The organism is Streptomyces sp. BYX5S (genome assembly GCF_054724165.1).
Window position 1 is genome coordinate 8,229,696 of record NZ_CM138829.1, and the last position, 14,691, is coordinate 8,244,386.

The 14,691-nt window shown below is 68.1% G+C and carries 13 protein-coding genes; 7 read left to right on the top strand and 6 right to left on the bottom strand.

Translation table 11 applies throughout. The annotated features are described in order from the left end of the window. Nucleotides 1-441 precede the first annotated feature (441 nt). Nucleotides 442-1,779, top strand: coding sequence for an MATE family efflux transporter (locus ACYBSK_RS37220; protein WP_460244730.1), 1,338 nt, complete (start codon nt 442-444; stop codon nt 1,777-1,779). Nucleotides 1,780-1,937: 158 nt separating this feature from the next. Here ACYBSK_RS37220 and rplI read toward each other — a convergent pair whose 3' ends face one another. From rplI to rpsF, 4 genes are all read right to left on the bottom strand, one after another. Next, on the bottom strand, nt 1,938-2,384 hold the full coding sequence (rplI, locus tag ACYBSK_RS37225) for a 50S ribosomal protein L9 (protein WP_457481587.1): 447 nt from the start codon (nt 2,382-2,384) through the stop codon (nt 1,938-1,940). Between the two features lie 18 nt (nt 2,385-2,402). Next, nucleotides 2,403-2,639 (bottom strand): 30S ribosomal protein S18, encoded by a 237-nt coding sequence (gene rpsR, locus ACYBSK_RS37230; RefSeq protein ID WP_003949403.1) that lies wholly within the window; start codon nt 2,637-2,639, stop codon nt 2,403-2,405. Nucleotides 2,640-2,702: 63 nt separating this feature from the next. Beyond that, the gene (locus tag ACYBSK_RS37235) at nt 2,703-3,314 is read right to left on the bottom strand and encodes a single-stranded DNA-binding protein (RefSeq protein ID WP_460244732.1); all 612 of its coding nucleotides are present in this window, start codon (nt 3,312-3,314) and stop codon (nt 2,703-2,705) included. A gap of 75 nt (nt 3,315-3,389) precedes the next feature. Then, nucleotides 3,390-3,680, bottom strand: a complete 291-nt coding sequence (rpsF, locus tag ACYBSK_RS37240) for a 30S ribosomal protein S6 (protein ID WP_164559357.1) — start codon at nt 3,678-3,680, stop codon at nt 3,390-3,392. Between the two features lie 287 nt (nt 3,681-3,967). Between rpsF and ACYBSK_RS37245 the strand changes: the two genes are divergently transcribed. The 3 genes from ACYBSK_RS37245 (at nt 3,968) to ACYBSK_RS37255 (ending at nt 6,653) form a co-directional block, all read left to right on the top strand. Continuing rightward, nucleotides 3,968-4,288 (top strand): hypothetical protein, encoded by a 321-nt coding sequence (locus ACYBSK_RS37245; RefSeq protein WP_457481589.1) that lies wholly within the window; start codon nt 3,968-3,970, stop codon nt 4,286-4,288. Between the two features lie 150 nt (nt 4,289-4,438). Then, on the top strand, nt 4,439-5,560 hold the full coding sequence (gene femX, locus ACYBSK_RS37250; RefSeq protein ID WP_457481590.1) for a peptidoglycan bridge formation glycyltransferase FemX: 1,122 nt from the start codon (nt 4,439-4,441) through the stop codon (nt 5,558-5,560). A 61-nt stretch (nt 5,561-5,621) separates the two neighbouring features. Next, the gene (locus ACYBSK_RS37255) at nt 5,622-6,653 is read left to right on the top strand and encodes an alanine racemase (RefSeq protein WP_460244733.1); all 1,032 of its coding nucleotides are present in this window, start codon (nt 5,622-5,624) and stop codon (nt 6,651-6,653) included. Between the two features lie 89 nt (nt 6,654-6,742). On the opposite strand, the gene ACYBSK_RS37260 is transcribed toward ACYBSK_RS37255, so the two are convergent. Both ACYBSK_RS37260 and ACYBSK_RS37265 read right to left on the bottom strand, forming a co-directional pair. After that, nucleotides 6,743-8,254: a glycosyltransferase family 87 protein gene (locus tag ACYBSK_RS37260; protein ID WP_460244734.1), complete on the bottom strand. Its 1,512-nt coding sequence runs from the start codon at nt 8,252-8,254 to the stop codon at nt 6,743-6,745. Between the two features lie 128 nt (nt 8,255-8,382). Next, nucleotides 8,383-11,106 carry a transglycosylase domain-containing protein gene (locus ACYBSK_RS37265; RefSeq protein ID WP_457481593.1) on the bottom strand — a complete coding sequence of 908 codons (2,724 nt, stop codon included), beginning with the start codon at nt 11,104-11,106 and terminating at the stop codon, nt 8,383-8,385. Between the two features lie 374 nt (nt 11,107-11,480). Between ACYBSK_RS37265 and ACYBSK_RS37270 the strand changes: the two genes are divergently transcribed. The 3 genes from ACYBSK_RS37270 to ACYBSK_RS37280 all read left to right on the top strand — a co-directional run bounded on the left by ACYBSK_RS37270 (nt 11,481) and on the right by ACYBSK_RS37280 (nt 14,671). Then, nucleotides 11,481-12,161, top strand: a complete 681-nt coding sequence (locus ACYBSK_RS37270) for a PadR family transcriptional regulator (RefSeq protein WP_457481594.1) — start codon at nt 11,481-11,483, stop codon at nt 12,159-12,161. Between the two features lie 44 nt (nt 12,162-12,205). Then, nucleotides 12,206-13,288, top strand: coding sequence for an inositol-3-phosphate synthase (locus tag ACYBSK_RS37275; protein WP_457481595.1), 1,083 nt, complete (start codon nt 12,206-12,208; stop codon nt 13,286-13,288). A 123-nt stretch (nt 13,289-13,411) separates the two neighbouring features. Further along, nucleotides 13,412-14,671, top strand: a complete 1,260-nt coding sequence (locus tag ACYBSK_RS37280; RefSeq protein ID WP_460244735.1) for an MFS transporter — start codon at nt 13,412-13,414, stop codon at nt 14,669-14,671. Nucleotides 14,672-14,691: the final 20 nt, after the last annotated feature.

The following is a 14,691-nucleotide window of genomic DNA, read 5'->3' on the forward strand; positions in this document are numbered from 1 at the left end:
CGCCGAGCGGACCTCGCCGTACCCCTCATTCCTACGGCACGACACTGACAAATAAGAGGCCCAAATCCGCTTTCTGACGCGTCGGATTTGTGAGGTTTCCGAGGTCGACGGACACGGTGGGCGCCGCACCACCGTAGGCGTCTCCGCACCGTCAGCCAATCTGGTTATCCACAGGCCGTGTGGACGACGGGCCCCTCGCTGTGGAGAACCGGGGAAAACCTGTGCACGACACGGTGGACAGGGCTGTGAACAAGCCCTCAAGCACTCTCAGACATAGGCTCTGACCTGCGGATATCCCATCCACCGGCTGTGCAGAAGAAAAACTTCCCCAGTCGGCCCAAGATCGTCGGCGACCCCGCCGCGCGACACACGGAAGAGCTCCACAAGTAAGGGTCTCTACCGGATTGCATCTCTTACCTGTGGAAGATTAGATTGGTGCTCATGACACAGGCTCCCGCGACACCCAAGGCCGCCCGACGCCGGCACGACCGAGAGATCGTCGCCCTCGCCGTTCCCGCCTTCGGCGCACTCGTCGCTGAGCCCCTTTTCCTCATGGCCGACAGCGCCATCGTGGGCCATCTCGGCACAGCACAGCTCGCCGGACTCGCCGTCGCCTCGGCCCTGCTCCAGACCGCGGTCAGCATCTTCGTCTTCCTCGCCTACGCGACCACCGCGGCGGTCGCCCGCCGTGTCGGCTCCGGCGATCTGAAGTCCGCGATCCAGCAGGGCATGGACGGTATCTGGCTCGCCCTGCTCCTTGGAGTCCTGGTGGTGGCGGTGGCCCTGCCCACAACGCCGTCCCTGGTCGCCCTCTTCGGCGCCTCCGACACCGCGACCCCCTACGCGATCACGTACCTGCGCATCTCCTCGCTCGGCATTCCCCCGATGCTCATCGTCCTCGCCGCCACCGGTGTACTCCGCGGACTGCAGAACACCAAGACCCCGCTGTACGTGGCCGTCGCCGGTTTCATCGCCAACGCCGGACTGAACGCCGCGCTCGTCTACGGAGCCGGCCTCGGGGTCGCCGGTTCCGCCTGGGGCACCGTCATCGCTCAGGTCGGCATGGCCGCCGTCTACCTCGTCGTCGTGATCCGCGGCGCTCGTCGCCACGGAGCCTCGCTGCGTCCCGACGCGGCCGGCATCCGGGCCTGCGCCCAGGCGGGCGCACCGCTGCTGGTCCGTACGATCTCGCTGCGCGCGATCCTGATGATCGCGACGGCCGTGGCGGCCCGGCTCGGTGACGCCGATGTCGCGGCGCATCAGATCATCCTGTCCCTGTGGAGCCTGACGGCCTTCGCCCTCGACGCCATCGCCATCGCCGGGCAGGCGATCATCGGCCGCTATCTCGGAGCGGACGACGCAGCGGGCGCGCGCGCCGTGTGCCGCCGGATGGTGGAGTGGGGGATCGCCGCGGGAGTCGTCCTCGCCGTACTGATCATCGCCGCGCGGCCGCTGTTCGTCCCGCTGTTCACCAGCGATCAGCTCGTACAGGACGTAGCCCTGCCCGCGCTCATCGTCGTGGCCCTCGCCCAGCCGATCTGCGGCATCGTCTACGTCCTGGACGGCGTCCTCATGGGTGCGGGAGACGGCCCGTACCTGGCCTGGGCCATGCTGGCCACGCTCGCCGTCTTCACCCCGGTGGCGCTCCTCGTCCCCGTACTCGGCGGCGGTCTCACCGCGGTATGGGGAGCGATGGCGCTGATGATGACGGTACGGATGATCACGCTCTGGATCCGCTACCGCTCGGGCCGCTGGGCCGTCACCGGCGCGACGCGCTGACCCGCAGCGCCTCGTTTCACGTGAAACGGGGCGCACCGGCGAAGGCGACCGTTTCACGTGAAACGCAGCCGCTCCGTGAAACCGAGCCGGAAAGCGTGTGGGGCCGCACCCCGAAGGGTGCGGCCCCACATTCGCTTCAGCGCTGCTCAGGGCAGTGCTCAGGCAGCGACGACCTCGATGTTGACCTTGGCGGCAACCTCGGGGTGCAGACGCACGGAGGCCTCGTGGCCACCGAGCGACTTGATCGGCGAGCCCAGCTCGACACGGCGCTTGTCGACCTTCGGGCCACCGGCAGCCTCGATCGCCGAAGCGATGTCGGCCGGGGTGACGGAACCGAAGAGACGACCGGCGTCGCCGGAGCGGACGGCCAGGCGGACCGCGGTGCCCTCGAGCTTGGCCTTGATCTCGTTGGCCTGCTCGATGGTGGCGATCTCGTGGATCTTGCGGGCGCGGCGGATCTGCGCCACGTCCTGCTCGCCACCCTTGGTCCAGCGGATAGCGAACTTCCGCGGGATCAGGTAGTTACGGGCGTACCCGTCCTTGACGTCGACGACCTCGCCGGCGGTGCCGAGGCCAGTGACCTCGTGGGTCAGGATGATCTTCATTTGTCGGTCACCCTTTCCTTATCGCGCGGTGGACGTGTAGGGCAGCAGCGCCATCTCACGGCTGTTCTTGACGGCCGTGGCGACGTCACGCTGGTGCTGCGTGCAGTTGCCGGTCACGCGGCGGGCACGGATCTTGCCGCGGTCGGAAATGAACTTCCGCAGCATGTTCGTGTCCTTGTAGTCCACGTACGTGACCTTGTCCTTGCAGAAAGCGCAGACCTTCTTCTTAGGCTTGCGCACAGGCGGCTTCGCCATGGTGTTTCTCCTGTGTGATCAAGAAGTGTGGGGTGCGAGCCCAGCCCCGTCAGGGAGTGATCCCTAGAAGGGGGGCTCGTCCGAGTAGCCGCCGCCGGAGCCGCCGGAGCTTCCGCCCCAACCGCCACCGCCGCCCTGCTGGCCGCCGCCGGCCGGCGCACCGGTCGCCCAGGGGTCGTTGGCCGGGGCTCCGCCCTGGCCGCCTCCCTGACCGCCCTGCTGGCCGCCGGGGCCGCCGCCCCAGCCGCCACCGCCGCCGCCCTGCTGGCCGCCGCCGAAGCCGCCGCCACCCTGACCGCCACGGCCGCCGCCGGGGGTCTTGGTGACCTTGGCGGTGGCGTAGCGCAGCGAGGGGCCGATCTCGTCGACCTCGAGCTCAACGACCGTTCGCTTCTCGCCCTGCTGGGTCTCGTACGAACGCTGCCGCAGACGTCCCTGAGCGACGACGCGCATTCCACGCGTCAGCGACTCCGCGACGTTCTCCGCGGCCTGGCGCCAGATCGACGCGCGGAGGAACAGCGCGTCGCCGTCCTTCCACTCGTTGGTCTGGCGGTCGAACGTCCGGGGCGTCGACGCGATCGTGAAGTTCGCGACGGCCGCACCGGACGGGGTGAAGCGCAGCTCGGGGTCGTCGGTCAGGTTTCCGACGACGGTGATAACGGTCTCGCCTGCCATGGGGGAACCTCTCGGCGGGTTTGCTGCTTGGCTGCTTGTGCTACTCGAATCCCGAGTGCCGCTGAACTAGGAAGTTCAGTGGGTCTCGGGACGGAGGACCTTGGTCCGGAGGACCGACTCGTTCAGGTTCATCTGGCGGTCGAGCTCCTTGACGACCGCAGGCTCGGCCTGCAGGTCGATGACCGAGTAGATGCCCTCGGGCTTCTTCTTGATCTCGTACGAGAGACGACGACGGCCCCAGGTGTCGACCTTCTCCACCTTGCCGTTGCCCTCACGGACGACAGACATGAAGTTCTCGATCAGGGGGGCGACGGCGCGCTCCTCCAGATCGGGGTCGAGGATGACCATCACTTCGTAGTGACGCATGTGGAACCCACCTCCTTTGGACTCAGCGGCCACGGTCGTTCCGTGGCAGGAGGGTTGTTATGCGTGAGCAACGGTATCGGCCCCCACTGACAATCGGGTCCCGCCGAGCGGATCCGCGCAGTTCAGTGGGCTCAGCCCCTGGTCGGGGGCATGGACAGACACCGGTGCAGACGGTACAGACTACCCGCACCTCTGCTTCCGGTTGAAATCCGGCCGCCAAGCACCGCAATCTGTACACATCGGGTGTGTACGGCGCTACGATGCGCCGCTTCCGCAGGAGGTGCCCCATGGCACAAGCAATGCGTCCGCACAGCACCGCTTCCACGTCCCTGTTCGCCACGGACGGCAAGGCCCATCCGCTGCCGGACACCCTGCTCGGGGTGACCGCGGTGCTCGGGGCGATCGCGATCATCTCCTCGCTCTGGACCGGACTCCATCTCCTCAGTTCCTGGGCCGGGCTCGTCGGCATCCTGACCGGCGCCTACGGCCAGTTCGTCTCGGAGACGACCCGGGAGCGGTTCGGCCTGATCCTGGGCCTGGGAGCGTCCGCCATCGGCTTCTTCATCGGCATGGCCCACGGGGGCCTCTTCGGCGGGCTCCTCGGCTGATTCGGGCCGCCTCGGGAGCCCCTGAGGGGCAGCCTTCTTCACCGACCTCCCATACGGCCGGTCGGGGCGCTCGCAGGGCGCAGTAGGCTTCGGCGCGAGAGCCGGAGCCCCTGTACCCATGGGGACACACCAGCCCGAGGAGCGCCCCGAATGAGCCTGACCCTGAGGACCATCAGCCGAGAGCAGCATCTGGCGTACATCCAGAGCCTGCCGTCGGCGAGCCACATGCAGGTCCCCGCATGGGCAGATGTGAAGGCGGAGTGGCGCTCCGAGCACCTGGGCTGGTTCGACGAGCGCAGCGGCGAGATGGTCGGCGCGGGCCTGGTGCTCTACCGCCAGCTCCCGAAGATCAAGCGCTATCTCGCGTACCTCCCCGAGGGCCCGGTCATCAACTGGTACGCCCCGAACCTCGAGGAGTGGCTGCGCCCGATGCTCGCGCATCTGAAGCAGCAGGGCGCCTTCTCCGTGAAGATGGGCCCGCCGGTCATCATCCGCCGCTGGGACGCGCCCTCGATCAAGAAGGGCATCCAGGACCCGGACGTGAAGCGGCTGCGCGACATCGAGCCGGACCTCATCGAGCCGCGTGCCTTCGAGGTCGCCGACAAGCTCCGCCGCATGGGCTGGCAGCAGGGCGAGGACGGCGGCGCCGGCTTCGGCGACGTACAGCCGCGCTACGTCTTCCAGGTGCCGCTCGCGAACCGCTCCCTGGAAGAGGTCCACAAGCAGTTCAACCAGCTGTGGCGCCGCAACATCAAGAAGGCCGAGAAGGCCGGTGTCGAGGTCGTCCAGGGCGGTTACCAGGACCTCGCCGAGTGGCAGCGGCTGTACGAGATCACGGCCGTGCGCGACCACTTCCGGCCGCGCCCGCTGTCGTACTTCCAGCGCATGTGGACGGCCCTCAACACCGAGGACCCGAACCGGATGCGGCTCTACTTCGCGCGGCACAACGGCGTGAACCTGGCGGCGGCCACGATGCTCGTCGTCGGCGGGCACGTCTGGTACTCCTACGGCGCCTCCGACAACATCGGCCGCGAGGTGCGCCCGTCCAACGCCATGCAGTGGCGGATGCTGCGCGACGCCTACGCGCTCGGCGCCACCGTCTACGACCTGCGCGGCATCTCCGACTCGCTGGACGAGACGGACCACCTGTTCGGCCTGATCCAGTTCAAGGTCGGCACCGGTGGCCAGGCCGCCGAGTACCTGGGCGAGTGGGACTTCCCGCTCAACAAGCTGCTGCACAAGGCGCTCGACATCTACATGTCGCGGCGCTGAGCGCCCGGCACAATTCACGTAGCTACGTACTACTCCCCACGGAAAGGTTCCGGGACCGGCCATGGCGCTCACGCTCTACGTCGACACCGCGCGCTGGCGGGCACACCACAAGCAGGTGCTCGAGCAGTTCCCCGGTCTCGTACCCGTCTGCAAGGGCAACGGCTACGGGTTCGGCCACGAACGGCTGGCGGAGGAGGCGACTCGGTTCGGCACCGACGTCCTCGCCGTCGGCACCACGTACGAGGCCGCCCGGATCAAGGACTGGTTCAGCGGTGATCTGCTGGTCCTGACGCCGTTCCGGCGCGGCGAGGAACCGGTTCCGCTGCCCGACCGCGTGATCCGCTCCGTCTCCTCCGTCGACGGCGTGCACGGCCTCGTCGGGGCCCGGGTGGTCGTCGAGGTCATGTCCTCGATGAAGCGGCACGGCGTCACCGAGCAGGACCTGCCGCAGCTGGCGCACGCCATACAGGACGTGCGTCTCGAGGGCTTCGCGATCCACCTGCCGCTCGACCGCACCGACGGCACGGACGCCGTCGAGGAGGTCATCGGCTGGATGGACCGGCTGCGCGCGGCCCGGCTTCCCCTGCACACCATGTTCGTCAGCCACCTGAAGGCCGAGGAACTGGCGCGCCTCCAGCAGCAGTTCCCGCAGACCCGCTTCCGCGCCCGCATCGGTACGCGGCTGTGGCTGGGCGACCACGAGGCGACCGAGTACCGGGGCGCCGTCCTGGACGTGACGCGCGTGGCCAAGGGCGACCGGTTCGGCTACCGCCAGCAGAAGGCTCCCTCGGACGGCTGGCTGGTGGTCGTGGCGGGCGGTACGTCGCACGGTGTGGGCCTGGAGGCGCCGAAGGCCGTGCACGGCGTCATGCCGCGCGCCAAGGGCGTCGCACGGGCCGGTCTGGCGACGGTGAACCGGAACCTGGCGCCGTTCGTCTGGGCGGGCAAGCAGCGCTGGTTCGCCGAGCCGCCGCACATGCAGGTGTCGATCCTCTTCGTGCCGTCGGACGCCCCCGAGCCGAAGGTCGGCGAGGAACTGGTCGCTCATCTCCGGCACACCACCACGCAGTTCGACCGGCTCGTGGACCGCTGAGCGCGTCTCCGCACAGGGCATACGAAAGCGGGTCGGGCTCCCATGAGGTGCCTGACCCGCTTTTCGTTGCCTGCGACGATCGCGTTCGCTCAGAGTGAACTGCCCGGCGCCCGGCCCCAGTCGACCGCGCTCGGCCCCTCCACCACCTGGGCCGCGTGCCGGTGCCGCCGCGGTCGGGTCGCCTGGCCCAGTGCGAAGGCGTCCTTCGCACCGTCCAGGACGCCGCCTGTCGGGTCGTCCTCACCGGAGCGGCGCACGACGTCCCGTTCGGGCAGCCAGATGTCCCGCACGATGACCGCACAGAGGTAGAGCGTGCCCACCAGGTGCGCCACGATGACCAGTTGGTACCCGTCCTCGGGCAGCCCCTGATGCTTGTCCCCGCTCGTCGTGTACGCGAGGTACAGCCAGATCCCCAGGAAGTACGCGACCTCGCACGCCTGCCAGATCAGGAAGTCCCGCCACTTGGGGCGCGCGAGCGCGGCGAGCGGGATCAGCCACAGGACGTACTGCGGCGAGTAGACCTTGTTGGTGAGGATGAAGGCCGCGACCACCAGGAACGCGAGCTGCGAGAAGCGCGGCCGGCGCGGGGCCGTGAGCGCGAGCGCGCCGACACCCAGGCAGGCGAGCAGCATCAGTGTCGTGGCCAGGGTGTTGACGACGTCCGTGTCGAGAGGCGTGTCCCGGTTCTGGGAGATGATCAGCCAGAAGGACCCGAAGTCGACTCCGCGTTCCTGGCTGAACGTGTAGAACTTCGACCAGCCCTCCCGGGCGAGAATCATCACCGGCAGGTTCACGGCCAGCCACGCGACGGCCGCTCCGAACGCCGCCCTGCCGAACTCCCGCCACTTTCCCGCGCGCCAGCACAGGACGAAGAGCGGTCCGAGCAGCAGTACCGGGTACAGCTTGGCGGCGGTCGCGAGCCCCAGCAGCACGCCGAAGGCCACGGCCCGGCCCCGCGACCACATCAGCATCGCGGCCGCCGTGAGCGCCACCGCGAAGAGGTCCCAGTTGATGGTGGCGGTCAGCGCGAACGCGGGCGCCAGGGCGACCAGCAGGGCGTCCCAGGGACGCCTGCGGTGGGTGCGGGTGACGCAGACGGCGATCACCGCGGCACAGATCATCAGCATCCCGGCGTTGACCATCCAGTACACCTGCTCCTGGTGCTGGATGGAGCCGCTGCCGGGCGTCAGCCATGCGGCGACCTCCATGAACAGCCCGGTGAGGACCGGGTATTCGAGGTAGTCCATGTCGCCGGACAGCTTGTCGAAGTACGGCACGAGCCCGTCGGCGAAGCCGCGTCCCTGGTAGAGGTGCGGGATGTCCGAGTAGCACGCGTGCGTGTACTGCGAGCTGGCGCCGTAGAACCAGGCGCCGTCGTAGCAGGGGAACTTCTGGACCATGCCGAGCGCGAACATCCCGAGCATGACGAGTGCGATCACTCGCGCAGGCGTCCACCAGGAGGACCCGAGCAGCACCCGTCGTCCGCTGGGGCCACCGATGAACTCGGATCCGGCGGCCGCGACCTCGTCCTCTCTGGTAGGCCGTACCTGCTCCGGGTCCGGTTGCTGCGGGTTCGCACGCGTGGTCTCTGCACTGGGCATGCGGCACATCCTGCCGTACGAGGCTGAGAACGGGGCGAGGGCCGCCACACCCGAACGGTGTGACGGCCCTCGACTGCCGTGGAACACGCAGCGTTTCACGTGAAACACGCTGCGTTGATGCCCTGAGGCTACTCGGCGTCCGGCCCGCCGAAGATGCCTCCGTTCCCATTTCCTTGCGGATTCCCGCTGTCGTCGGTACTTCCGTCGGACGGCGACGCCGACGCACCGCCGTCGGTGGCGCCTCCGGTGTCCGTACCGCCGTTGTCCTCTTCCTCGTTCTTGCAGGCCCAGTCCCAGTCGCTGCACGTCTCGCTCGGGGACGGCGACGGCGACGTGGTCTCGGTCTTCGACGGGGTCGGCGAGGCGGACTCGGTCGGGCTCGGCGGGGTGGAGGGCGTCGGCGTGGGGCTCGGCGTGGCGCCCACGAGTTCACCGATCGGCTCGGGCGTCGGGAACGTCTCGTTCGGCTGGCCCTTCATGGCCTGGCTCATGTAGTCGTGCCAGATCTCGGACGGGAACGACGCACCGTGGATCTTCTCCTGACCGCCGGTGCCGTACATCTCCAGGAACTTGCGGTTCTGGGACTTCTCGTTGTCGTCCATCCGGTACATCGTGATCGCCGTGGACAGCTGCTTGGTGTAGCCCACGAACCAGGCGGACTTGTTGCCGTCGGTGGTACCGGTCTTGCCGGCCACGTCCCGGCCCGGCAGCCGCGCCGCCGTACCCGTGCCCTTCTCGACGACGGTCTTGAGCACGTCGGTCACGTTGTCGGCGACCTTCGCGTCGAAGGCGCGCTTCGGCTCGGGCTTGTACCGGAAGACGTTCTCGCCCTCGTGGTCGACCGAGGTCACCGAGTACGGGTCGTTCTGCTGACCACTGGACGCGAACGTCCCGTAGGAGCCCGCCATGCGGATCGCGCTCGGGTCGGAGGTGCCGAGGGAGAACGAGGGGTAGTTGGAGGAAGCGAAGCTGTCGTCCAGGATGCCGGCGTCCTCCGCGGTCGTCCGCACCTTGTCCAGACCCACGTCCATGCCGAGCTGCACATAGGCCGAGTTCACGGACTCCCGCATGGCCTCGCGCAGATCGATCTGGTAGCTGGGCGCGTTGTACGACTGCTTACCGTCGTTGGTCTGGTTCCACTGCTTGCCCTTCTCGTTGGTCCAGATGTCCCCCTTCCAGTCCTTGATCTTGAGCCCGTTCTTGCCGCTGTACAGGCTCTTGGGGGAGACGATCGTCCGTAGGTCCTCGCCCTGCTCCTCGGGGCCCTCGGGGTCACGCACGCCGTACTTGAAGGCGGCGGCGAGCACGAAGGGCTTGAAGGTCGAGCCGACCTGGGCGCCGGTGACGTCGGCGTTGTTGGTGAAGTGCTTGGTGGCGTCCTCACCGCCGTAGATGGCCTCGATCGCTCCGGTCTTGGGGCTGACGGAGGCACCGCCGAACTGGACGTGCCGGTCCACGTACTTCCCGTTGACCTTGCGGTTCTTCTGGAGGTTCTCCTTGCGAACCTTCTTGACGGCGTCCTCGAGCTGCTTCACCTTCTTCTTGCTGAAGGTGGTGTGGATCTCGTAGCCGCCCTTCTGCAGGTCGTTCTCGGTGATCTGGCCCTTGCTGTTCTTGACGGCGTTCGCCTTGGCGAGGTCGACCAGGTAGCCGATCTGGCCGCCGAGCTGCGCGTTGGAGCGGGGGCTCTGCAGCTTGGGGAAGGTCTTGTACGTGGCCCGCTCGCTCTGGCTCAGCCGGCCGTCCTTCACCTCTTCGTCGAGGATCCACGACCAGCGCTTCATGGCGCGGGCGCGGTTCTTCTGCGGGGTGGCATTGGCCGGGTCGATGCCGGGCGAGCCCGCCGGGTCGTAGTACGTAGAGCCCTTGAGCACCGACGCGAGGAAGGCGGTCTGGCTCGCGTTGAGCTTCGTGGCGTCCTCGTCGAAGTAGGCGCGGGCCGCGGCCTGGATGCCGTAGGCGCCGCGTCCGTAGTACGCCGAGTTCAGGTAGCCGGCCATGACGTCGTCCTTGTCGACCGTACGGCCGACCTTTATGGAGACGAACAGCTCCTTGAGCTTGCGCGACACCGTCTGGGACTGGTCGTCCAGCATCGCGTTCTTCACGTACTGCTGGGTGATGGTCGAGCCGCCCTGGGTCTCGCCGCCCTTGGCCATGTTGAACACGGCGCGGGCGATACCCATCGGGTCGACGCCCTTGTCCGTCTCGAACGTCTTGTTCTCCGCCGACATGACGGCGTAGCGCATGGACTTCGGGATGTCCTCGTACTTGATGATCTGGCGGTTGGTCTCACCACCGGTGGCGACCATCTGCGTGCCGTTGGACCAGTAGTAGACGTTGTTCTGCGCCGTCGCCGTCTTCGCCGGGTCGGGCACGCCCACCAGCGCGTACGCGATGCCGGCCGCGACCATCATGCTGCCGAACAAGCCGACGCACATGCCGGTCACCAGACGCCAGGACGGCACCCAGCGACGCCAGCCGTGCTGGTACGCCCGCGGGTAGTCGACGAACCTCTTCTTCTCCGGACGGCCGCGACCGCCGCCGTGCGGGCCTCCGGGGCCACCACCGCGGCGACCGCCTCCGCCTCCGGCGCCTGCGCCGTCGGGCGATCTGCGGCGTCCTCCGCCGCGCTGAGCGGCTCTGCGGGCTTCGGCCCGGCCTCCCCAGGGCCGCTCCTCTTCCGGGCTCCCGTGCGAGCCCGATGACGACGGGGTGCCATAAGAAGCGGAAGGCGAGGCGGATCCTCCACGCGGCGCCGCGCGGCGGCCCGATGGTGCTCCGGATGCTCCGCGACGGGCCGCGGCGCGCCCACCGCCCTGCGGCTGCGGCGGTTTGCGACGGTGCTCGCTCATCGAACGACTACTCCTCGGGCAGGCGCGGTGTCGCGCGCCTGGAAACGGCGTCTGGTTTCCGGTCCCCCCGGAGTACGGATGCGCCCCTCTCGGCACTCACCCGCACTACACCGAGGAGCACGACGCCCACTGGCGTCACTTGGTTCCCGGTGGTCTGCATGGCGGACAGACTACGCACCGTCAAAACCCTCCTAGGGCCGAACTTCACCCCAAATCAGGCAACTCGATTCCTACGAATCGGTGATGTGACGCCGTTCACCGTGATCCCCCTTGCCGCAGCCGAAGGGCGGTTCTATCGTCGGGATGTATCGAGTCGATACATCAGCTCGACATAAAGAGCCGATACACAGGGCCGCAGCAGAGAGGAGGCGATGATGAGCAGACGTTCCGGCATCCTCGAGTTCGCCGTTCTCGGTCTGCTCCGCGAGTCCCCGATGCACGGCTATGAGCTGCGCAAGCGACTCAACACTTCACTCGGAATCTTCCGTGCCTTCAGCTACGGGACGCTGTACCCCTGCCTCAAGACGCTGGTCGCCAACGGCTGGTTGATCGAGGAATCGGGTTCGGGCCCCGACGACACCCCGGCGACTCCACTCGCAGGGCGTCGCGCCAAGATCGTCTACCGGTTGACGGCGGAAGGTAAGGAGCACTTCGAGGACCTGCTCTCGCAGACCGGTCCCGACGCATACGAGGACGAGCACTTCGCCGCGCGTTTCGCCTTCTTCGGGCAGACCTCACGCGACGTACGCATGCGCGTCCTCGAGGGCCGTCGGAGCCGGCTGGAGGAGCGCCTCGAAAAGATGCGCATCTCCTTCGCCCGCACCCGCGAGCGCCTGGACGACTACACGCTTGAGCTGCAGCGGCACGGCATGGAGTCCGTGGAGCGCGAAGTGCGCTGGCTGAACGAGCTCATCGAGAGCGAGCGCGCGGGCCGCGACCAACGGAGCTCCGGCCCGGGGGACGCGGCTCAGCAGGACACATCTGGAGAGACGGGCGGCCTGCCCCGGCACCGGGACAGCACCCGGCCGGATCCGTCCGACGACACCGCCACGTGAAGTCCGGTCAGGACTTCACCGAGTACACACAGGGAGCAACCGGAATGGGTTCGGTTCGCGTAGCCATCGTCGGCGTGGGCAACTGCGCCGCCTCGCTGGTGCAGGGCGTCGAGTTCTACAAGGACGCCGACCCGGAGACCAAGGTCCCGGGCCTGATGCACGTACAGTTCGGCGACTACCACGTCGGTGACGTCGAGTTCGTCGCCGCGTTCGACGTCGACGCGAAGAAGGTCGGCCTGGACCTCGCGGACGCCATCGGCGCCTCCGAGAACAACACCATCAAGATCTGCGACGTCCCGAACAAGGGCGTTCAGGTCCAGCGCGGCCACACCCTCGACGGGCTCGGCCGCTACTACCGCGAGACGATCGAGGAGTCCTCCGAGGCCCCCGTCGACGTCGTCAAGGTCCTCAAGGACCAGCAGGTCGACGTTCTCGTCTGCTACCTGCCCGTCGGTTCCGAGGACGCGGCGAAGTTCTACGCCCAGTGCGCCATCGACGCCAAGGTCGCGTTCGTCAACGCCCTCCCGGTCTTCATCGCCGGCACCAAGGAGTGGGCGGACAAGTTCACCGAGGCCGGTGTCCCGATCGTCGGCGACGACATCAAGTCGCAGGTCGGCGCGACCATCACGCACCGCGTGATGGCGAAGCTCTTCGAAGACCGCGGTGTCCGCCTCGAGCGCACGATGCAGCTCAACGTCGGCGGCAACATGGACTTCAAGAACATGCTGGAGCGCGACCGCCTCGAGTCGAAGAAGATCTCGAAGACGCAGGCCGTCACCTCGCAGATCCGCGACCGCGAGCTGGGCGAGAACAACGTCCACATCGGCCCGTCCGACTACGTCGCGTGGCTCGACGACCGCAAGTGGGCGTACGTCCGCCTCGAAGGCCGCGCCTTCGGTGAGGTCCCGCTGAACCTGGAGTACAAGCTCGAGGTCTGGGACTCCCCGAACTCCGCGGGTGTCATCATCGACGCCCTGCGCGCCGCGAAGATCGCCAAGGACCGCGGCATCGGCGGCCCGATCCTCTCCGCCTCCTCGTACTTCATGAAGTCCCCGCCGGTGCAGTACTTCGACGACGAGGCATACGCGAACGTCGAGAAGTTCATCAAGGGCGAGGTCGAGCGCTGACCTGTCCCTGAGGGCCGGTTCGGGTGTTTCACGTGAAACACCCGCCGCCTGAAGGCTGTTGGGGCCCCCGGCACACACATATTGTGCGGCCGGGGGCCCGCCTCATATGTGAGGCTGTGCCCCATGGCTGTCGTCCGTGACCTGCGCGTACTCATGCGCCTGCACGACTTTCGCCGTCTGCTGACGCTGCGACTGCTCTCCCAGGGCGCGGACGGCGTGTACCAGGTGGGGCTCGCCACCTACGTGGTGTTCTCACCGGAGAAGCAGACCTCTCCCGCCGCGATCGCCTCCGCGATGGCCGTGCTTCTGCTCCCGTACTCCCTCGTCGGCCCGTTCGCGGGCGTCCTCCTCGACCGCTGGCGCCGACGCCAGGTCTTCCTGTACGGCAATCTGCTGCGGGTGCTGCTCGCCTCGGCGACGGCCGCCCTCATGCTGAGCCACGCCCCGGACTGGCTCTTCTACGCGTCCGCGCTGTGCGTCACCGCGGTCAACCGCTTCGTCCTGTCCGGGCTGTCGGCCGCGCTGCCCCGTGTCGTCGACGCGGATCGCCTCGTCATGGCCAACTCCCTCTCGCCGACCGCGGGGACGCTCGCGGCGACCCTGGGCGGCGGCCTCGCCTTCGGGGTGCGCCTGGTCGCCTCGGACTCGGATGCCGCCGTCGTACTCCTCGGGGCGCTGCTCTACCTGTGCGCCGCGCTCGCCTCCCTGCGCATGGACGTACAACTCCTCGGGCCTGATCCGGAGTTGGTTCAGCCCCGCCTGAGCGCCGCGCTCACCGGCACTGCCCGAGACCTGGCATCAGGCGTCCGGCACCTCGCCTCCCGGCCGTCCGCCGCGCGCACTCTTGCCGCGATGACGGTGATGCGGTTCTGCTACGGCGCCCTCCTCGTCATGGTGCTCATGCTGTGCCGGTACGCCTGGTCCTCCACGGAGTCCGAGGGCCTGGCGCTCCTGGGCATTGCCGTGGGCGTCTCGGGAGCAGGCTTCTTCGTCGCGGCGGTCGTCACCCCAGCGGCCGCGCAGCGCTTCGGCTCCGCGGGGTGGATCGTCATCTGTGCCGGGGCCGCGTCCGTCCTGATGCTCGCCCTGGGCCTCACCTTCGAACCCGCGCCGACCATAGTGGCGGCGTTCGTTCTGGGCTTCACCACGCAGGGCGCGAAGATCGCCACGGACACGGTGGTGCAGTCGTCCGTCGAGGACGGATTCCGCGGCCGGACCTTCTCCGTCTACGACGTGCTGTTCAACGTCTCCTTCGTCGGCGCCGCCGGAGTGGCGGCGCTCATGCTCCCGCCGGACGGCCGCTCGATCCCTCTCGTCGTCCTGGTCTCGGTCCTTTACGGGGCGACGGCCCTGGCGCTGCACGGCAAGCGTCGTTTCACGTGAAACATCGCCACCCCTCACCT